Genomic DNA, 19,998 nt, shown 5'->3' on the forward strand with positions numbered 1-19,998 from the left:
TCCATGGTGGCAAGCGGTGCAACCGGCCCGACAGGCCATGTGACATGTGTCCCACGGGACCAAAGTCTCGGCCTCTCGCCCCTGCGATGACCCGTGGGTAAGGTCGGCCAGAGATACCCCTGTCGTACTTCCTGGAGGCTCCCCATGTCCGGTTCTGTCATCGTCGCGGGGGCACGGACCCCCATCGGACGCCTGCTCGGCGGGCTCAAGGGGCTCTCCGCGGCCGACCTCGGCGGCGTCGCCATCAAGGCCGCGCTCGAGAAGGCCGGCGTCACCGGCGACCAGGTCGAGTACGTGATCATGGGTCACGTGATCCAGGCCGGGGCCGGCCAGATCACCGCCCGTCAGGCCTCGGTCAAGGGCGGCATCCCGATGAACGTTCCCGCCATCACGATCAACAAGGTGTGCCTGTCCGGCATGAACGCGATCGCGCTCGCCGACCAGCTGATCCGGGCCGGCGAGCACGAGATCGTCGTCGCGGGCGGCATGGAGTCCATGACGCAGGCGCCGCACCTGCTCCCCAAGTCCCGTGAGGGCTTCAAGTACGGCGACACCGCCCTGGTCGACTCGATGGCCTACGACGCCCTCTACGACCAGTTCACCGACCAGCCGATGGGCACGCTGACCGAGGCCTGCAACACGGGGGCCCGCGAGCTGACCCGCGAGGAGCAGGACGCGTTCTCGGCGCGCTCCCACCAGCTCGCCGCTGCCGCGTGGAAGAACGGCGTCTTCGACGACGAGGTGGTCCCGGTCGAGATCCCGCAGCGCAAGGGCGATCCGGTCGTGATCGCGAACGACGAGGGGATCCGCGGCGACACCACGGCGGAGTCGCTCGGCAAGCTGCGCCCGGCGTTCAGCAAGGACGGCACGATCACCGCCGGCTCCTCCTCGCAGATCTCCGACGGCGCCTGCGCCGTGGTCGTGATGAGCAAGGCCAAGGCCGAGGAGCTGGGCCTCACCTGGCTCGCCGAGATCGGCGCCTCCGGTCAGGTCGCGGGCCCGGACTCCAGCCTGCAGAGCCAGCCGGCCAACGCGATCAAGAAGGCCGTCGCCAAGGAGGGCATCTCCGTGGCGGACCTGGACCTGGTCGAGCTGAACGAGGCCTTCGCGGCCGTCGGGATCGTGTCCGCCCGCGAGCTCGGGATCCCCGAGGAGCAGGTCAACGTGAACGGTGGGGCGATCGCGCTGGGTCACCCTGTCGGCATGTCGGGCGCCCGGATCGTGCTGCACCTCGCGCTCGAGCTCAAGCGCCGCGGTGGCGGGGTCGGCGCGGCCGCCCTGTGCGGCGGCGGCGGGCAGGGCGACGCCCTGATCGTGCGTGTCCCGAAGAGCTGACGACGCCGGCGCCGTCCCGGGCCTCGTCGAGCGCGCCCGCGCCGGCGAGGCCCGGGCGGTCGCCCGGCTGATCTCGCTCGTCGAGGACGAGTCTCCGCTGCTGCGCGAGGTGATGGCGGCGCTCGCGCCCCACACCGGGCACGCCCAGGTCATCGGCATCACCGGCTCCCCGGGTGTCGGCAAGTCGACCTCGACCAGCGCGCTGGTCGCCGAGCTGCGCCGCGCCGACAAGCGGGTCGGCGTACTGGCGGTGGACCCGTCCTCGCCGTTCTCCGGCGGCGCGCTCCTCGGCGACCGGGTCCGGATGCAGGACCACGCGCTGGACCGCGACGTCTACATCCGGTCGATGGCCTCGCGCGGGCACCTCGGCGGCCTCGCCTGGAGCACCCCGCAGGCGCTGCGGGTCCTCGACGCCGCCGGCTGCGACGTGGTGCTCGTCGAGACCGTCGGCGTCGGCCAGAGCGAGGTCGAGATCGCGGGCCTCGCCGACACCACGATGGTGCTGCTCGCGCCCGGGATGGGCGACGGCATCCAGGCCGCGAAGGCCGGCATCCTCGAGATCGGCGACCTGTACGTCGTCAACAAGGCCGACCGCGACGGTGCCGACCAGGTGCGCCGTGACCTGCGCTCGATGCTGGCGCTCGCCGACCGGCCGGAGGGGGCGTGGAAGCCGCCGATCGTCAAGACCGTCGCCCACCGCGGCGAGGGGCTCGACGAGGTCGCGGCCGAGATCGACCGGCATCGGGAGTGGCTGGAGTCCAGCGGCGAGCTGGAGCGGCGCCGTCGGCGCCGGGCCCGCGACGAGATCGAGGCGATCGCGGTGACGGCGCTGCGACAGCGGTGGGGCGACGTGCACGGGCGCTCCGAGCTCGACGACCTGGCGGCCGCGGTGGTCGCCGGCGAGACCGACCCGTACGCCGCGGCCGACGAGCTGCTGGGCACGCTCACCGACTGACCGGCAGCTCCACGACCGGCCAGGGCTCGCACCGAGATCCGGTCTAGACCGGCGCGCCTGCGTGCATCTCGCGCCGACGCTCGGTAGACACGACCCGGTCAACGCCGTGACTCCGGGTGTCACCGAGATGGAGCGCTTCCCCATGCGAAAAGCCGTCCTCGTCCTGCTCGCCGTGTTCGGTGTCTTCTGGATGGTCACCGACCCGCACGGGCTCGCGCAGTCCGCCCAGACCGCCGGCGGTCACGGCGCGGCACTCACCGGAGACTTCTTCACCGCGCTGATCACGTTCGTGCGAGACCTGGAGTAGCGCGGGTGCCGCGCTGGGTGGACCCCGACATCGCCCGGCACCTGCTGCGCGAGGAGGGCGAGGTCATCGTCGACGAGGTCCGGCACCACTGGTGCGCGTTCGTGCGGCCGATGGCTGAGGTCGCGGTCGCGGTGTGGCTGCTCGCGGTCATGGGTGTGGTGCCGCTGGCCGTCGCGTGGGTGCCGGAGCTGCTCTCGTTCGGGCTCTTCGGGCACGCGGCCTGGTTGGCGTTGCGCGAGCACCGGGACCGGTTCGTGATCACCAACATGCGGGTGTTCCGCGTGCACGGCGTGCTCGGCCAGAGCCTCGCCACGATGCCGCTGAGCCGGATCCTCGACATCACGGTGCGGCGGCCGATGCTCGGGCGACTGCTCGGGTACGGGCACTTCTGCTTCGAGTCCGCCGCCCAGAAGCAGGGCATCCGCGACATCCGCTACGTGTCCCGCCCCTACGCCCGCGACCTCGCCATCCAGCGGGTCGTGCAGCGTGCGGGGCTGCGCGGCGGCCGGGTCAACTGACGCCGAGCCGGGCGCGCCGCTCGGCCTCGGGATCGCCAGGGCGCGGAACCACGACGAGTAGGGTCCGGTCGTGGCCCTTCCCTTCGACCCCATCGACGAGGCCGCCCGACAGTGGGGCACGCACTGGGACCGGGTGCCCGCGATGCACGCGGTCACCTCGCTGATGCGGGTCCAACAGCTGGTCATCGGGCGCCTCGACGCCCTCTTGAAGCCGCACGGCCTGACCTTCGCCCGCTACGAGGCGCTGGTGCTGCTCGTCTTCTCCTCCCGGGGCGCGCTTCCGCTGGGCAAGATGGGCGAGCGGCTGCAGGTGCACCCGACCTCGGTGACCTCGATCGTGCGGCGGCTCGAGGCCGCGGGTCTCGTCGTACGCCGCGCACACCCGGAAGACGGGCGCGCCGTGCTCGCCGAGATCACGCCCGAGGGCCGGGCCCTGGTCGAGGCCGCCACCGCGGACCTGCTCGGCGCCGACTTCGCCCTCGGCGCGCTCTCCGAGGCCCAGCTCGGCCAGCTCTCCGAGCTGCTCCGCCCGGTGCGCCGGGAAGCCGGGGACTTCTGAGGTCTTTGGTCCGGTCGTGGTCCGCTGAGCGTGCCGGCGGTTTCCCCGGTTCACCGGGGAAACCGGAACTTATCGGCCGAAGTTTCGGCCCAACAGTGGCAACTTCCCCGGCTAACCGGGGAAACCGATGGCGGCGCCCGCTTGGCGCATTTACTAGGACGTCCTAGTATTTCTCCATGACCGAGAGCGCACGTTCCCGCTGGCAGGCCAGGTACGACGCGGCGCGCACCCGCGACGCCGACTTCACGACCCTGAGCGGGCTGGAGGTGGCGCCGGCGTACGGCACGGACGACTCCGAGTGGCCGGGCGCGTTCCCTTACACCCGCGGGCTGTACCCGACCGGCTACCGCGGCCGTACCTGGACGATCCGCCAGTTCGCCGGCTTCGGCAACGCGCGCCAGACCAACGAGCGCTACCGGATGATCCTGGGCCGCGGCGGCGGCGGGCTCAGCGTGGCCTTCGACATGCCGACCCTGATGGGCCGCGACTCCGACGACCCGCGCTCGCTCGGCGAGGTCGGCCACTGCGGCGTCGCGGTCGACTCCGCCGCCGACATGGAGGTCCTCTTCGACGGCATCGACCTGGGCGACGTCACGACCTCGATGACGATCAGCGGGCCGGCCGTGCCGGTGTTCTGCATGATGCTGGTCGCGGCGGAGCGCGCCGGCGTCGACACCAGCGTCCTCAACGGCACCCTGCAGACCGACATCTTCAAGGAGTACATCGCCCAGAAGGAGTGGATCTTCGGGCCCGAGCCGCACCTGAAGCTGATCGGCGACCTGATGGAGTACTGCGCGGAGAAGATCCCCGCCTACAAGCCGCTCTCGGTCTCCGGCTACCACATCCGCGAGGCCGGCTCGACGGCCGCGCAGGAGCTGGCGTTCACCCTCGCCGACGGGTTCGGGTACGTCGAGCTGGGGCTCTCCCGCGGCCTCGACGTCGACGTGTTCGCGCCGGGCCTGTCGTTCTTCTTCGACGCCCACGTGGACTTCTTCGAGGAGATCGCCAAGTTCCGCGCCGCGCGCCGGATCTGGGCCCGCTGGATGCGCGACGTGTACGGGGCCACCACGGAGAAGGCGCAGTGGCTCCGGTTCCACACCCAGACCGCCGGGGTGTCGCTGACCGCGCAACAGCCCTACAACAACGTCGTACGCACGGGCATCGAGGCGCTCTCCGCCGTGCTCGGCGGCACCAACTCGCTGCACACCAACGCGCTCGACGAGACACTCGCGCTGCCGAGCGAGCAGGCCGCCGAGATCGCGCTGCGCACCCAGCAGGTGATCATGGAGGAGACCGGCGTCGTCAACGTCGCGGACCCGCTCGGCGGCTCGTGGTACGTCGAGGCGCTCACCGACCGGCTCGAGGAGGAGGCGGTCGCGATCTTCGACAAGATCCTCGCGATGGGCGGCTCCGCGCTGACCTCCGACCAGCCCGAGGCGCTCGCCGCCGCGGTGCGCCGCGGGGAGAACCCGATCACCCGCGGCCTGCTGCGTGGCATCGAGGAGGGCTGGTTCATGTCGGAGATCGCCGAGGCCGCCTTCCAGTACCAGACCGCGCTGGAGAAGGGCGACAAGCGGATCGTCGGGGTGAACTGCCACGAGGAGTCGGTGACCCACGACCTGGAGATCCTGCGCGTCTCGCACGAGGTCGAGGTCGAGCAGGTCCGCGAGCTCGACGTACGTCGCCAGGGGCGCGACGACGCGGCCGTGCAGGCCGCGCTGGCCCGGATGGTCGAGGCGGCCCGCGCGGACGAGAACCTGATCGAGCCGATGCTCGACGCGGTGCGTGCGGAGGCGACCCTGGGCGAGATCTGCGACGCACTGCGCGCCGAGTGGGGGGAGTACCGCGAACCCGCCCGGTTCTGACGGCGCGCGGCGATCCCGAGACCGTCGGCCCGACGGTGCAGGACTTCCGGCCCGGGTGACGCGCTCGGACGCTCTGGTGGAATCGGAGGCGTGGATCTCGCCCGCGCACTCGCGTCCTTGCCCGCCAACCCGCGGATCGTCATCACCGGCAACCACGCCACGCCCTGGCACACGCTGAAGCTCGTCGACGACGCGCTGGACGACTACCGCCTCTGGACGCTCAACGGCCAGCCCGGCCTGCCCGACCGGGAGGGCGTGGTGCTCGAGACGTCGTTCGTCGGGCCGGCCCAGCGGCGCAACCCGCGGCTGAGCTACGTGCCCTCGCGGCTGTCGATGGTGCCATCTCTGTTCGGCAAGCAGCTGCCTCCCGACGCGGTGGTCCTGCACACGACCCGGCCGCGGGACGGCAAGCTCTCCCTCGGCGTCGAGGTGAACGTGCTCCCGGCGGCGATCGAGGCGGTACGCCGCAACGGCGGCGTCGTGATCGCCCAGGTCAACGACAACATGCCGTGGACGTTCGGGGACGCGCTGATCGACCTCGACCTGGTCGACGTGCTGGTCGACGGGGACGAGCCGATGCCGGTCGCGCCGGTCTCCTCGATCGACGCGGCCTCCGCGAAGATCGGCGAGCTGGTCGCCGCCCGGGTCTCCGACGGCTCGACGCTCCAGGCCGGCATCGGTGCGGTTCCCGATGCGACCATGCACGGGCTCACCGACCGCTCCGGGTTGCGGGTCTGGACCGAGATGTTCTCCGACAGCGTGCTGGCCCTGGAGAAGGTCGGGGCCCTGGACCGCAACATCCCGATCTCCGCGTCCTTCCTGTTCGGCTCGCCCGAGCTGCTCGAGTGGGTCGACGGCAACGAGCGGGTCGAGATGGTCCGCACCGAGGTCACCAACAGCCCGGCCCGGATCGCGCGGAACCCCAAGATGGTCAGCGTCAACACCGCGCTCCAGGTCGACCTGTTCGGCCAGGCCAACGCCTCGCGGATCAACGCGCGCATCCACTCCGGCTTCGGCGGCCAGACCGACTTCATCGTCGGCGCGATGCACAGCGCCGGCGGGCAGGCGTTCATCGCGCTGCGCTCCTGGCACCCGAAGGCCGACTGCTCGACGGTCGTGCCGATGGTCGACGAGCCGATCACCTCGTTCCAGATGAGCGCGATCGTCACCGAGCAGGGCCTGGCCACGGTGTTCGGCAACGACCAGCGCGAGCAGGCTCGCCAGATCATCGAGCACGCCGCCCACCCCAGCGTCCGTGAGGAGCTGCGCGAGGAGGCCGTCGCCCTCGGTCTGGCCTGAGCCCCGGCGCACCTGCCGCCCCGGGCCTCCGGTGAGGCCACGCCCGGCTCCTCCCTAGGATGGAGCCCATGACGCAGCAGCCGTTCTCGCGCCCTGGGGCGTTCGACCTCTCCGGCCTCAAGGGCCCGGCGACGCCCGCGCCCGGAGCACCCGGCGGAGCACCCGACGGAGCGCCCGTCGGTGGTTCGTCGTACGCCGTGCAGGTGAGCGAGCAGAACTTCCAGTCCACCATCGAGGCGTCCACGACGGCACCGGTGCTGCTGGTGTTCTACTCGCCCGGCCGGATGCCCGAGAGCGCCCAGCTCGCCACGGACCTCGCGACGCTGTCCAGCGAGTTCGAGGGCCGGTTCCTGGCCGGTCTGGTCGACATCGACGCCGTGCCGGCGATCGCCCAGGCGATGCAGATCCCGTCGGTGCCGCTGGTGGTGGCGGTGCTGGACGGCCGCCCGGCGCCGCTCTTCCAGGACGTGTTGCCGCTCGAGGAGCTGCGCGCCGCGCTGACCCAGGTGATGCAGCAGCTGACCGTCAACGGCGTCGCGGGTCGGCACCAGCCGCGGCACGCAGCTGCGGCCGAGGGCGCCGAGGGCGACGAGCCGGCCGTCGACCCGCGCTATGCCGCCGCCCAGGAGGCGCTCGGCGCGGGCGACATCGGCGCAGCGGTCGCGGAGTACCAGCGCCTCGTCGACGCCAACCCCGCCGATACCGAGGCGGTCGCCGGCCTCGCGATGGCCACCGTCCTCCAGCGCACCCAGGGCGTCGATCTCAACGCCGCGCGTGCGGCGGCGGCCGCGGCGCCCGACGACGTCGACGCGCAGACGATGGTCGCCGACCTCGACCTGCTCGGTGGGCACGTCGAGGACGCGTTCAACCGGCTGGTGGATCTGGTCCGGCGCACGGCCGGCGACGACCGCGATCGTGCTCGCGAGCACCTGATCGGCCTGTTCGGCGCGGTCGGCAACGGGGACCCGCGGGTGCTCAAGGCCCGCCAGAACCTGGCTTCCGCCCTGTTCTGAGCTGCCCAGCCTGAGCTTGCGAAGGCTGGGAATCGGCAGCTCGATACGCTCGCTGGCGCTCGCTACTCGACCAACATCGGCGAGGTGGTGCGGTTGGCCGCGAGTTTCATCGGCCGGCCGACAAGACTCGTGCCTGGACGATAAGGCTTCATCGTCCAAGCGAGAGGTTCATCGGCCGGCCGATGAAACTGGCCACGCCTAGCGTCCGCCCGACTCCGTGTACGCCGGGCCCGGGCCGGCGAGGTTGGCGACGGCGGAGCCGATCCGGCGGGCGGTGAAGTCGGCGCAGCGCTCGCGCACCTGGTCGGGCGTGCAGAACTCGGTGGCGCGGATCTCGCGGGTCTGCCGGACGATCGTCTCGGTGATCGCGGCATCGTGCTGTCCGCCGTCGAACACCAGGCACAGTGCGTCGTCCCAGCCGCTCCACGGCGGCAGCCAGTCGGTGAGCAGCAGCCGCCCGGTCTCGATGTGCAGCCCGAGCTCCTCTTCCACCTCCCGGGTGACCGCGAGCTGGGGCGACTCGCCCACCTCGACCACGCCGCCGGGCAGGTCCCAGTCCTGCTTGTAGGTCAGCTGGCACAGGAGCACCCGCTCGTCGCGGTCGCGCAGCAGCATCTGGCTGATCGCGCGCTTGCGGGGGAGGAAGGAGTTGAGGAGGGCGCGGAAGCCCTCGGGCTCGTGCACGGGCAGGTCGGTGGCGAGCCGGGCGTAGACGATCCGGTCGACGGTCCGGCCCTCGACGGTGACCCCGCGCATCACGCCCTCGCGGCGCAGTCCCGACCACGTGGCGACCCGCTGGGCGGTCTGGTCGTCGGGGTCGACCAGCGCCTCGACCCGCGCGTGCTCGACCAGCGCGGCGGCGACCTGGTGCCGGACGACGTCGACCGGCTGGTCGGGCGCCCAGGAGATCCGGGCGATCCCCTCCGCGACGGTGGTCACGGCTGTCGTCGGCTCGGTCACGGGGAGACTCTAGTGTCGTCGGCGCAACCACACCGTCGCCAGCGGCGGCACCACGAGGGTGGCGTGGGCGGGCTGGCCCGACCACTCGCCCTCGACCGCGGTGACCGAGCCGAGGTTGCCGACCCCGGAGCCGCTGTAGGTCTCCGCGTCGGTGTTGAGCACCTCGTCCCACACGCCGGCGGCGGGCAGCCCCAGCCGGTAGTCGTCGTGGGGGACGGCCGCGAAGTTCGACACGCACACCAGGTCGGCGTCGCCGCCGCGCCGGACGAACGAGAAGACGTTGCGGCCGGCGTCGTTGGCGTCGATCCAGGTGAAGCCCTCGGGCTCGTGGTCGCGGGCCCACAACGCCGGGGAGTCGACGTACGTCGCGTTCAGGTCGCGCACCAGGGCCTGCACGCCGCGGTGCTCGGGGTGGTCGAGCAGCCACCAGTCCAGCTCGCGCGACTCCGCCCACTCCGACTCCTGGCCGAGCTCGGCGCCCATGAACAGCAGCTGCTTGCCGGGGTGGGCCCACATGAAGCCGAGGTAGGCGCGCAGGTTGGCCAGCTGCTGCCAGCGGTCGCCGGGCATCTTGCGCAGCAGCGAGCCCTTGCCGTGGACGACCTCGTCGTGGCTGATCGGCAGCACGTAGTTCTCCGACCAGGCGTAGACGAGCGAGAACGTCATCTCCCCGTGGTGGTAGGCCCGGTGCACCGGCTCGCGGGCGAGGTAGTCCAGCGTGTCGTGCATCCAGCCCATGTTCCACTTGAAGCCGAACCCCAGCCCGTCGGCCGAGGTCGGCCTGGTCACGCCGGGCCAGGACGTCGACTCCTCGGCGATCGTGGTGATGCCCGGGACCCGCTTGTAGACGGTGGCGTTCATCTCCTGGAGGAACTGCACCGCCTCGAGGTTCTCGTGGCCGCCGTGGATGTTGGGCGTCCACTCCCCGGGCTCGCGGGCGTAGTCCAGGTAGAGCATCGACGCGACGCCGTCGACCCGCAGGCCGTCGGCGTGGAACTCCTCGAGCCAGTACAGCGCGTTCGCGTAGAGGAAGTTGCGGACCTCGCGGCGCCCGAAGTTGAAGATGTGCGAGCCCCACTCCTTGTGCCAGCCGCGCTGGGGGTTGGGATCCTCGTAGAGCGGCGTGCCGTCGAAGCGGGCCAGCGCCCACTCGTCGGTGGCGAAGTGCCCGGGCACCCAGTCCAGGATCACGCCGACGCCGGCCTGGTGCAGCCGGTCGACGAGCAGCCGGAAGCCGTCGGGGTCGCCGAACCGCGCGTCCGGGGCGAAGTACGACGTCACGTGGTAGCCCCACGAGCCGCCGAACGGGTGCTGCATCACCGGCATCAGCTCGACGTGGGTGAAGCCCAGGCCCGCGACGTACGCCGGCAGCTCCTCGGCGAGCTCGGCCCAGGACCAGTACCGGCCGTCGGGGTGCTTCTTCCAGGACCCGAGGTGCATCTCGTAGATGCTCATCGGGGAGGCGACCGGCGCGCGGCGCGCCCGGGCCTCGAGCCAGACGTCGTCGTTCCAGGTGTAGCCGGACTCGAAGACCCGCGAGGCCGTGTCGGCGGGCTTCTCGGCCCAGCGGGCCATCGGGTCGGCCTTCTCGCGCCACTGCCCGTCCGGGCCCAGGATCGTGTACTTGTACGACGTCCCGGCGCCGACGTCCGGCACGAACAGCTCCCACACACCGGAGGTCCCGAGCTGGCGCATCGGGTGCTCGCGCCCGTCCCAGCTGTTGAAGTCGGCCTTGATCCGGATCGCCCGCGCCGAGGGCGCCCACACCGCGAACGACGTGCCGGTCACCGGCCCGAGCGCGCCCGGATAGCGGTGCACCCGGGCGCCGAGCACGGTCCAGAGCAGCTCGTGGCGGCCCTCGTTGATCAGGTGCAGATCCATCTCGCCGAGAGTCGGCAAGAAGCGATAGGGGTCGTCGACCACGTGCTCGTCGGGGCCGTAGCTGACCGCCACCCGGTAGTCGGGCACGTCGGGCAGCGCGATCACGCCCGCCCAGATGCCCTCGTGCTCGTGGGCCAGCTCGGCCTCGCCGGAGGTGCCGGACCCGTCGCTCCACCGCACGACGACACGGGAGGCCAGGGGCCGGAGCACCCGCACGGTGACGCCGCCGTCGTGCGGATGGGGGCCGAGCACGCCGTGCGGGTTGCCGTGCTCGCCGTGCGCGACCTGGTGCAGCTCGGCGGTCGACACCGGATGCAGCGCGGGGCCGCTCGCCGGGGCCGGCTCGGAGGTGGTCCGGGGGGTGGACTTGTCGCTCATGCCGCTCCGATCCTCGCCACGGCCTCGAGCGGGATGGCCACCCAGGTCGGACGGTTTCGTGTCTCGTACACGGTCTCGTACACCGCCTTGTCCACGACATAGGCGTCGAGCAGCGCCTGCTGCTCCTCGGTGAGCTCGCCGCCGGCGTACGCGGTCAGGAAGTGGTTGCGGTTGCGGTGCGCCCACTCCTCCGCGCGGTAGGCGCGCTGGCTGGCGCCCTCGGGCTGGTCCTCGGCGAACTGGCGCTCGACCACCCGGGGCACATAGTCGAAGGAGCGCAGCATGCCCGCGACGTCGCGCCACACCGAGTCCGGTCGCAGCCGCTCGGCGAGCGGCTTGGCCGGCTCGCCCTCGAAGTCGACGATCTTCCAGCCCAGGCTGGTGCGCAGCGTCTGGCCCAGGTGCAGGTCCCCGTGGATCTGCTGGACCTCCAGTCCGCCGAGTCCACGGACGCGGTCGTACGTCGCCCGTAGCGTCTCGGTGTGCGCGGCGAGCTCGGGCACCACCTCGAGCGCGGCGTCGAGCCGCGCCGACATCGCGTCGGCCAGCTCGGTGAGCGCCTCGGGGCCGCGGCGCTCGACCGGGAAGTGCTCGGCGAGGTCCTCGTGGACCTCGCGCAGCGCGGTCCCCAGCCGGGCCGCCTCGGCGGCGAAGTCTCCGCCGGCCTCGTGGGCATGCAGGTCGGCCTCGGCGAACAGGTCGCGGGCGCTCGTCAGCGCCAGGTCCCAGCCGTCGCTCGCGGTCCGCAGGAACTGCTGGAGCATGGCCAGCTGCATCGTCGTGCCGGCGCGCTCCTCGGCCTCGGGGTCGGCCTCCCAGTCGACCCAGTCCAGCCAGCCGTACAGCGCCGCGATGTGGTCGGAACCGGCGTTGGTGAGCACCTCGTGGACGCTGATGTCCGGGTTCACCCCGGGGGTGATCTTGCGGAACACCTTCATCAGGCAGTCCTCGCCGAACGCCACCGAGGAGTTCGACTGCTCACCGGAGAACAGCGTCGAGTGCGCGTCGAGGTCGAGGTCGTGCCCGGGCAGGCGGTGGAACCGCAGCCCGCTGTCGTCGTCGCTGAGGTTGCCGCCCGGCTCGCGGGCCGCCCGGTCGAAGGCACGCAGCCAGCCGTCCATCGCGTCGCGGTCGTGGAGGGCGTCGTACGCGTGCACCCAGCCGTAGCCGGGCTCGTCCCACCAGCCGATGAACGCGTGGTCGAGCCGGCTCTCCGGCTCGGTGTAGAACGACATCGGGACCTGGTAGACCTCGGTGCCGCCCGGGCCGTCGCTGTAGGCGACCTCGATCAGCTCGATGACGACACGGGGGCCGCCGTCCTCCTCGTCGCGGGGCACCTCGCCGATCCGGCGCACGGAGGCGACCTCGAAGGGGCGGCCCTTGCCGCCGAACCACCGGGTGCGCTCGAGGTAACGCACGAACACGTCCGGCTCGATGTGGGTCACTCGTCCGTCCGGGGTCACAGCAGCAGCCCCTCCTCGCTGGTCTCGGGAGCGGTCAGGCGGAACCAGTAGAAGCCGTACCCCGCCAGGGTGAGGAGGTAGGGCAGCTCGCCGATCTCCGGGAACGGGACTCCACCGATCAGCTCGACGGGCCGCCGGCCCTCGAACCGGCGCAGGTCCAGCTCGACCGGCTGGGGGAACCGGGAGAGGTTGTTGACGCACAGGATGATGTCCTCGGAGCCGTCCTCGGTGGTGTACTCCCGCACGTAGGACAGCACGGTCGAGTTCGAGCCACCCAGGTCGTGGAAGGTCCCGAGCCCGAACGCGGGGTGGTTGCGGCGGGCGTGGATCATCCGGCGCATCCAGTGCAGCAGGGACGAGGTGTTCTCGAGCTGGGCCTCCACATTGACCGACTGGTACCCGAAGACCGGGTCCTGGATGAGCGGCAGGTCCAGCTTGCCGGGGTTGGCCGAGGAGAATCCGGCGTTGCGGTCCGAGGTCCACTGCATCGGGGTGCGCACCCCGTCCCGGTCGCCGAGCCAGATGTTGTCGCCCATGCCGATCTCGTCGCCGTAGTAGAGGACCGGGGAGCCCGGCAGCGAGAACAGCAGCGCGTTGAAGAGCTCCATCTGGTTGGTGTCGTTGTCGAGGAGGGGCGCCAGCCGCCGGCGGATGCCGATGTTCGCCTTCATCCGGGGATCCTTGGCGTACTCGCCCCACATGTAGTCGCGGTCCTCGTCGGTGACCATCTCGAGGGTGAGCTCGTCGTGGTTGCGCAGGAAGATGCCCCACTGGCAGTTCTCGGGGATCGCGGGGGTCTGCTCGAGGATCTCCGAGATCGGGAACCGGGACTCCCGGCGCACCGCCATGAAGATGCGCGGCATCACCGGGAAGTGGAAGGCCATGTGGCACTCGTCACCGCCCACCGCGAAGTCGCCGAAGTACTCCACGACGTCCTGCGGCCACTGGTTGGCCTCGCAGAGGAGGATCCGGCCCGGGTACTCGTCGTCGACGACCTTGCGGACCTTCTTGAGCATCTCGTGGGTCTCAGGGAGGTTCTCGCCGTTGGTGCCCGGCCGCTCGTAGAGGTAGGGCACCGCGTCGAGGCGGAAGCCGTCCAGACCCATGTTGAGCCAGAACCGGATCGCGTCGAGCATCGCGTCGTGGACGGCGGGGTTGTCGAAGTTGAGGTCGGGCTGGTGGGAGAAGAAGCGGTGCCAGAAGTACTGCTGGCGGACCGGGTCCCACGTCCAGTTCGACGGCTCGGTGTCGACGAAGATGATCCGCGCCTCCTCGTAGAGCTCGTCGGTGTCGGACCAGACGTAGAAGTCGCCGTACGGCCCCTGCGGGTCGGACCGGGAGGCCTGGAACCACGGGTGCTGGTCGCTCGTGTGGTTCATGACGAAGTCGATGATGACCTTCAGGCCGCGCTGGTGCGCCTCGTCGAGGAAGTAGCGGAAGTCCTCGATCGTGCCGATCTCCGGGAGCACCCCGGTGTAGTCCGCCACGTCGTAGCCGCCGTCGCGCAGCGGGCTCGGGAAGAACGGCGGGATCCACAGGCAGTCCACGCCGAGCCACTGGAGGTAGTCCAGCTGCTCGACCAGCCCGCGGAAGTCGCCGGTGCCGTCGGCGTTGGAGTCGCGGAAGGACCGGACGAGGACCTCGTAGAAGACCGCGCTCTTGAACCAGTCGGGGTTGTTCTCAGGAGGGTCCGGCGTGAGCCCCTGGGTCACCGGGGCCTCCTCACGCTCAAGATGTGCGCCGGCTCGTGGTACGGGTCGAGCCGCACGTAGTTGTGCTCGCCCCAGCTCCAGTCGGCGCCGGTGATCTCGTCGTGCACCAGGAACGAGTCGGTCGGCGACAGCCCGAGTGCGCCCAGGTCGAGGTGGACCGTGGTCTCGCGAGCTGCGTGCGGGTCGACGTTGACGACCACGATCACGACATCGTCGGGGCCGTCGGGGAGCGCCCGCCGCTTGCTGAACACCAGGATGTTCTCGTCGTCGCTCCAGTGGATCGACACGTTGCGCAGCAGCTGGAGCGCCGGGTGCCGGCGGCGGATCTCGTTGAGGCGCGTCAGGTACGGCGCGAGCGTGCGGTGCTCGCGCTCGGCGGCGTCCCAGTCGCGGATCCGGATCTGGTACTTCTCCGAGTCGAGGTACTCCTCGCTGCCGGGGCGGACCGCGACGTGCTCGTACAGCTCGTAGCCGGCGTAGACGCCCCAGCTGGGCGACCCGGTCGCGGCAATCGCGGCGCGGATCTTGAACGCCGCGGGCCCGCCGTACTGCAGGTAGGCGTGCAGGATGTCCGGCGTGTTCACGAAGAAGTTCGGCCGCATCAGGTGGTCGGTCTCGCGGGACAGCTCGCGGAGGTACTCCTCGAGCTCCCACTTCGCGTTGCGCCAGGTGAAGTACGTGTAGGACTGGTGGAAGCCGATCGCGCCGAGGCCGCGCATCATCGCCGGCCGGGTGAACGCCTCGGCCAGGAAGATCACGTCGGGGTCGGTGCGCCGGATCTCCTTGAGCAGCCACTCCCAGAACGCCACCGGCTTGGTGTGCGGGTTGTCGACCCGGAAGATGCGCACGCCGTGCGACATCCACAGCCGGACGATCCGCAGCACCTCCTGGCAGATGCCGGTCGGGTCGTTGTCGAAGTTGATCGGGTAGATGTCCTGGTACTTCTTCGGCGGGTTCTCGGCGTACGCGATGGTGCCGTCGGCGCGGGTCGTGAACCACTCCGGGTGGGTGGTCACCCACGGGTGGTCGGGCGCCGCCTGGAGTGCGAGGTCGAGCGCGACCTCGAGGTCGAGGGACCGGGCCTTCGCGACGAACACGTCGAAGTCGTCGAAGGTGCCGAGGTCGGGGTGGATCGCGTCGTGGCCGCCGTCCTTGGAGCCGATCGCCCACGGCGACCCCGCCCAGTCCTTCGGTGCTGCGTCGGGACCGGGGTCGACGGTGTTGTTCGGGCCCTTGCGGTTGACCTCGCCGATCGGGTGGATCGGCGGCAGGTAGATGACGTCGAACCCCATCGCCGCCACGGCGTCCAGGCGCTTGGCGGCGGTCGCGAATGTGCCGCTGGTGACCTTGCCGGTCTTCAGGTCCTTGGTGGCGCCCTCCGAGCGCGGGAAGAACTCGTACCAGCTGCTGGTGAGCGCCTTCGGCCGGTCGGCGTACGCCGGGTAGGGGCCCTCGACCGTGACCAGCTCGCGGATCGGGTGGGTGGCGAGCACGCCGGTGACGTCGGGGGCCTCGAGCACGGCCAGCCGGGCGGCCGGTGGCCGCTTGGTGTCGGTGGCCGTGTCCAGGGCACCCTGGAGGACCTGGGCGGCGTCGGCCGCGGGCGGGTCGCGGGGGTCGAGCGAGGCGATCACCTTCTCGAGCAGGATCCGGGCCTCGGTGAACATCAGGTCGACGTCGACGCCGGCCGGGACCTTGAGCGCGGCGTTGTGCTGCCAGGTCGCGAGCGGGTCGGACCAGGCCATCACCTCGAAGCTCCAGGCGCCGCCCGTGTCGGGGGTCACCCAGGCCTCGTAGTGGTCCGGGACCGTCGCGTGCTTGGTCATCCGGACCGGCGCCCGGCGGCGGCCGTCGGGACCGGTGAGCACCACCTCGGCGCCCAGCTTGTCGTGGCCCTCGCGGAAGATCGTCGCGGTCACCGGGAAGGGCTCTCCGACCGTGGCCTTCGCTGGTTGCCGGCCGAGGTCGACCAGTGGCGTGACGTTCATGACGGGGATGCGTCCGACCATGATCTCCAACCTAGCGAGGGTCCGGGCAGGTCCGGCAGGGGCAACTGCCGTCCTGGACGCCGTACCCCGGCGGGCCAGCCGGAAACGCCGAGTCGTCGGCGCATCCTGCCCGCCAGGAGAGCGCGAGTCGGCGCATCTTGCCCGGGTTGTCCCCAGCTGGCCGTGTCCGGCTGTGGACGGAGCGGGCAAGATGCGCCGAGTCGACCTCAGAACACCTGGAGCTCGGCCGCGTGCACGATCGTGCCGCGATCGGCGGCGGTCTTGCAGTCGGTGTCGTTGATCGGGTCGTTGTCCTGCTCGCCGGCGTACCCGGCGTAGCCGGTGCACTGGTTCTCGAGCACCACGAACCGGATCGCGGCGGCCCGGGTCGCGGGGACCTCGAAGGCGCGCAGCGTCAGGTTCGGGGCGACCGGGCGCGGCCGCACCGCCGGGAAGGCGTTGCCGGGGGAGACGTAGAACCGCTTCCAGGTCGCCTTCGCCTCGCCGCAGTCGCTCACGCAGGCCTCGAGCGCGAACCGGCGCAGCGCGGTGAACCGGGAGCCCGAGTCGGGGTCGGGGTCCTGGGCGAGCGGGATCTCGTTCGGGTCCGGCGGGGCCGGGTTGAGCATCGCGCTGACCTGCACCCGCCGCACGGTGTGCACGCCGCCCGCGAGGTCGACCACGACGAACGGGTGCGACTCGTCGACGTTGGTGGCGGTGACGCCGCCCCACGCGGTCTTCTCGGTGCCGTCGAGCAGGGACACCGCGTTCAGCGAGCCGGCCGTGGCGTCGAGCACCTTGGCGCCGTTCTTCCTCGCCGCGAGGTTCGTCGGCGCGTTCACGTGGACCGTCTGGGCTCCGGGCTCCACGGTGAGGTGGAACCGCTTGAAGCCACCGGCCTGGGAGACGTAGAGCATCTCGTAGCGACCGGGGACCAGCCGGGCGGTGGTCTTGACCTTGCCCTGGTCCGAGGTGTCGGCGATCGGCGTCGCCCGGGCCTCGTAGTGGCCGACGAAGAACCGGCCGGAGCGGTTGCTGCGGAAGCTGACCGTCCCGTTCTGCTCGCGTGGCGAGGCGAAGCTGGGCGTGGTGTCGCCGGAGTCGGCATTGGGGATCGACGCACCCTGGCCCATACCGCGGCGGGCGAAGGCCTTCCACATCACGTCCAGGTCCTCGCCACCGAAGCGCATCCGGTCGGCGGCGAGCATCGCGTCGCGGGCGTCGAGCATCGACGTGGCGCCCTGCTGGAGCAGGAACGAGTCGAAGACCAGCTGGACCCACCGCCGGTTGCCCGGGCACTGACCGGCCGGCAGCGGGCTGGCGGTCGGCGTGGCCTGGGCGCACCGCAGCTGGAGGGCCTTGTCGGAGTAGGGGAACTGCTTGTTCCACTTCTTGACCAGCGCCTGGCGGACCTCCCACTGGGTGCCGTTCCAGATCTCGCCGTCGGCGTGCACCTCGTTGCCGGTGCTGTCGAAGCCGTAGTCGGAGTAGTTGAGCGGGTTCCTGTTGATCGCGTAGTCACGGATCGCGACCGACTTGTTGCCGGTGGCGTAGACGCCGACGGCCCAGGGGTTGCCGCCGTTGGCGTAGCCGTGGCTGAACATGTACTCACCGGCGATCAGGTCGCTCCACGACTCGCCCATCGCGCCGCCCTGCTCGGAGGTGAGGCCCTCGTCGGGGCCGCCGACCATCCGGTTGCTGATCGCGTGGGTGTACTCGTGGCCGACGATCCCCATGTCCAGGCCGCCGTCGACGCACGGGGAGTAGAACGCGCCCGCGATCGGCTGGAAGAGGTACTGGTTGGTGATGCCGGGCACGCCGTCCTGCAGGGTGATCTGGTTGGCGTTGTCGCGGCCGAGGTACGACGGCTGCCCGCCGGTGAGCGCGCCGGCCTGGGCGTTGCCGATCTCCTGGTCGCCGGCGACGCCGCCGCGGCCGAGGTTGTCGGCCTGCATGTTGTAGTTGTCCTCGGTGAAGCCCAGGTAGTACGAGTAGTCGTGCATCCGGTTGTGCGCCACGAACAGGTTCGTCACGGTGGCGTCGATGTCGTTGCCGCCGGGCGTCAGCTGGGCCGGGTCGCAGCCGGAGTTGTTCCACGCGTCGGTGAACGCAGCCGTGTACTCGCGGGTCGGCGAGATCGGCGCCTGCGCCGTGCCGCCCGGTGTCAGCGGGCTGACCCAGGCCTCGTGGGTGTTGGCGTTGTTGCCGACCGTGGTCATCGTGCCGACGCCGTTGGCGGTGGCGTCCCACGGTCCCGGCGCCGCGACGTTGCGGAACGGGCCGGTCGGCGAGGTGCAGCCCTCGCCGGCGATCCAGCAGCCGATCACGGAGTTCGACGGGACGGTCTTCGCGGAGTAGTCCAGGCTGGGGTTGGCCGTGAAGTAGCGCCACTTCGACGGGAACCCGATGTCACCCGTGGCCGGGCCGGCGGTGTCGCTCGTGGTCACGCTCGCGACGTAGTTGCCCGGCGGGAGGAACGGGACGGTCGGGTTGTCGAAGGGGCAGACCTGGAGCTTGTAGATGCCTGCCGGGATCGAGTCGGCGGAGTACGTCGCGGTCTCGGGGCTGGTGCCCAGGTCGCCGGTGACCAGGAGCTGGTCGTTCGGGTCGAAGATCTTGACCTCGATGTCGTTGAGGGTGTTGGCCGCCGCCGCCATCGCCGCGATCTGCTTGGTGTTGCCGTCGGTGAGCTCGAACTCGTGCTTCGGGCCGCAGTCCGTGGCGGTGACCTCGCCCTGGAACTGGAAGGCGTCGCTGCTGTTCTCGGCCTGGTTCTGCCGGTGCAGGATGTCGCCGCTCACGCCGTCGACCATCAGCGTGTACGCGAACGCCGAACCCAACTGGGCGTCGAGCACGTTGGTCTCGAACACGGGCCGGACCGAGCCGTCGGCGAGCGCGAGCGCACGCAGCCGGACCAGCTGCTGCTGCGGGTAGCCCGGGACGGACAGGCGGGTCCAGCCGTCGGCGACCTGCGAGGTGATCTTGTCGAGTGCGCCGGCGTCGAGCGTGCGGCCGACGTTCGCGGCCGCCTTCACCCACGCCTGGACCGGGCTCAGGGTCGCGGCCGGCGGGGTGCCGGTGGTCTTCGTGAGGGACGAGGAGGCGTAGGCGATCTCGCCGTTGGCGACGCCGACGGTGACCATGCTCGCCAGGGCCGGCGTCAGCTCGCCGAACCGCTGGCGGAAGAGCACGGCATGCGCGTCGCTCTGGACGAGCCGCTGGTCGTTGACCAGCTCCATTCCGGCGACCGCGTCGCGGGTCAGTCCGAAGACCGCCGCGTTGTCGGCCAGCCACGAGCGCGCGGCGGCGACCGGGTCGTTCGACGACGCCCGGGCGAGCACGCCGTCGGCCGGCAGGATCGAGGACGGCGTACCGAACTGGTTCCAGCGCAGGTCGACGGCGCCGAGCTGGGCAGCGGCGCTGCGCTGGGCTGCGGAGGGGAGCGCGGTGCCACGGGCGTCGAGGTCGGTGAGGCCGGCGACCGGGTCGCCGAGGCCGCCGAGGGGGTGCACGACCCCGTCGCGACCGTCGGTCTTCGGGCTGGCGAGAGCCGCGGTGGGGCTCGTGGCGAAGGCGGGGAGCTGGGCGAGGCCCGGGACCAGGGTGGCGGTCAGCAAGGCCAGCGCGGCGGTCCGATAGCCGCCACGATGCAGGGGGGAGCGGGTCATGATCCGGTCAACGTCGGACGGCAGGGTTCGTTATGTGGACCGGCGGGTCGGTGGTGGGTGACGCGTGCCGCACCGTGGGTTCGCGCGATTCTTTGAT

The 19,998-nt window shown here is 71.2% G+C and carries 14 protein-coding genes; 8 read left to right on the forward strand and 6 right to left on the reverse strand.

All coding sequences use genetic code 11. The features are described 5' to 3' along the window. Nucleotides 1-144: 144 nt before the first annotated feature. The 8 genes from NOCA_RS10510 (at nucleotide 145) to NOCA_RS10545 (ending at nucleotide 7,851) form a co-directional block, all read left to right on the forward strand. Entirely contained in the window at nucleotides 145-1,335 is a 1,191-nt protein-coding gene (locus tag NOCA_RS10510) for an acetyl-CoA C-acetyltransferase (RefSeq protein ID WP_011755256.1), read from the forward strand. Continuing rightward, complete coding sequence (gene meaB / locus NOCA_RS10515) at nucleotides 1,319-2,290, forward strand: methylmalonyl Co-A mutase-associated GTPase MeaB (protein ID WP_011755257.1); 972 nt, start codon at nucleotides 1,319-1,321, stop codon at nucleotides 2,288-2,290. The genes NOCA_RS10510 and meaB overlap by 17 nt, the downstream gene beginning before the upstream one ends. A 142-nt stretch (nucleotides 2,291-2,432) precedes the next feature. Next, complete coding sequence (locus NOCA_RS27530; RefSeq protein ID WP_158305658.1) at nucleotides 2,433-2,597, forward strand: hypothetical protein; 165 nt, start codon at nucleotides 2,433-2,435, stop codon at nucleotides 2,595-2,597. Between the two features lie 5 nt (nucleotides 2,598-2,602). After that, nucleotides 2,603-3,115: a PH domain-containing protein gene (locus tag NOCA_RS10525; protein WP_011755259.1), complete on the forward strand. Its 513-nt coding sequence runs from the start codon at nucleotides 2,603-2,605 to the stop codon at nucleotides 3,113-3,115. A 70-nt stretch (nucleotides 3,116-3,185) separates the two neighbouring features. Beyond that, nucleotides 3,186-3,674, forward strand: a complete 489-nt coding sequence (locus NOCA_RS10530; RefSeq protein ID WP_011755260.1) for a MarR family winged helix-turn-helix transcriptional regulator — start codon at nucleotides 3,186-3,188, stop codon at nucleotides 3,672-3,674. A 176-nt stretch (nucleotides 3,675-3,850) separates the two neighbouring features. Further along, nucleotides 3,851-5,539, forward strand: a complete 1,689-nt coding sequence (locus NOCA_RS10535; protein ID WP_011755261.1) for an acyl-CoA mutase large subunit family protein — start codon at nucleotides 3,851-3,853, stop codon at nucleotides 5,537-5,539. A 90-nt stretch (nucleotides 5,540-5,629) separates the two neighbouring features. Beyond that, on the forward strand, nucleotides 5,630-6,838 hold the full coding sequence (locus tag NOCA_RS10540) for an acetyl-CoA hydrolase/transferase family protein (RefSeq protein WP_011755262.1): 1,209 nt from the start codon (nucleotides 5,630-5,632) through the stop codon (nucleotides 6,836-6,838). Between the two features lie 68 nt (nucleotides 6,839-6,906). Next, entirely contained in the window at nucleotides 6,907-7,851 is a 945-nt protein-coding gene (locus NOCA_RS10545) for a tetratricopeptide repeat protein (protein ID WP_011755263.1), read from the forward strand. 198 nt (nucleotides 7,852-8,049) lie between these two features. On the opposite strand, the gene NOCA_RS10550 is transcribed toward NOCA_RS10545, so the two are convergent. From NOCA_RS10550 to NOCA_RS25735, 6 genes are all read right to left on the reverse strand, one after another. Beyond that, complete coding sequence (locus NOCA_RS10550; RefSeq protein ID WP_011755264.1) at nucleotides 8,050-8,811, reverse strand: NUDIX hydrolase; 762 nt, start codon at nucleotides 8,809-8,811, stop codon at nucleotides 8,050-8,052. Nucleotides 8,812-8,820: 9 nt separating this feature from the next. Next, nucleotides 8,821-11,070, reverse strand: a complete 2,250-nt coding sequence (gene glgB / locus NOCA_RS10555; protein WP_011755265.1) for a 1,4-alpha-glucan branching protein GlgB — start codon at nucleotides 11,068-11,070, stop codon at nucleotides 8,821-8,823. Next, complete coding sequence (locus tag NOCA_RS10560) at nucleotides 11,067-12,515, reverse strand: maltokinase N-terminal cap-like domain-containing protein (protein ID WP_238383450.1); 1,449 nt, start codon at nucleotides 12,513-12,515, stop codon at nucleotides 11,067-11,069. The genes glgB and NOCA_RS10560 overlap by 4 nt, the downstream gene beginning before the upstream one ends. 14 nt (nucleotides 12,516-12,529) lie before the next feature. Next, nucleotides 12,530-14,245, reverse strand: coding sequence for a maltose alpha-D-glucosyltransferase (treS, locus tag NOCA_RS10565; protein WP_011755267.1), 1,716 nt, complete (start codon nucleotides 14,243-14,245; stop codon nucleotides 12,530-12,532). After that, entirely contained in the window at nucleotides 14,242-16,254 is a 2,013-nt protein-coding gene (locus NOCA_RS10570; RefSeq protein WP_011755268.1) for an alpha-1,4-glucan--maltose-1-phosphate maltosyltransferase, read from the reverse strand. The genes treS and NOCA_RS10570 overlap by 4 nt, the downstream gene beginning before the upstream one ends. A gap of 206 nt (nucleotides 16,255-16,460) precedes the next feature. Continuing rightward, nucleotides 16,461-19,901 carry a M36 family metallopeptidase gene (locus tag NOCA_RS25735; RefSeq protein WP_011755269.1) on the reverse strand — a complete coding sequence of 1,147 codons (3,441 nt, stop codon included), beginning with the start codon at nucleotides 19,899-19,901 and terminating at the stop codon, nucleotides 16,461-16,463. Nucleotides 19,902-19,998: the final 97 nt, after the last annotated feature.

Origin of the sequence: Nocardioides sp. JS614, assembly GCF_000015265.1 — a bacterium.
Lineage (GTDB): Bacteria > Actinomycetota > Actinomycetes > Propionibacteriales > Nocardioidaceae > Nocardioides.

Bases quoted from the DNA above. Each gene is read 5' to 3' on its own strand.
- NOCA_RS10570 (WP_011755268.1), bottom strand. From the start codon at position 16,254: ATGGTCGGACGCATCCCCGTCATGAACGTCACGCCACTGGTCGACCTC.
- NOCA_RS25735 (WP_011755269.1), bottom strand. From the start codon at position 19,901: ATGACCCGCTCCCCCCTGCATCGTGGCGGCTATCGGACCGCCGCGCTG.
- NOCA_RS10510 (WP_011755256.1), top strand. From the start codon at position 145: ATGTCCGGTTCTGTCATCGTCGCGGGGGCACGGACCCCCATCGGACGC.
- NOCA_RS27530 (WP_158305658.1), top strand. From the start codon at position 2,433: ATGCGAAAAGCCGTCCTCGTCCTGCTCGCCGTGTTCGGTGTCTTCTGG.
- NOCA_RS10535 (WP_011755261.1), top strand. From the start codon at position 3,851: ATGACCGAGAGCGCACGTTCCCGCTGGCAGGCCAGGTACGACGCGGCG.
- glgB (WP_011755265.1), bottom strand. From the start codon at position 11,070: ATGAGCGACAAGTCCACCCCCCGGACCACCTCCGAGCCGGCCCCGGCG.
- NOCA_RS10545 (WP_011755263.1), top strand. From the start codon at position 6,907: ATGACGCAGCAGCCGTTCTCGCGCCCTGGGGCGTTCGACCTCTCCGGC.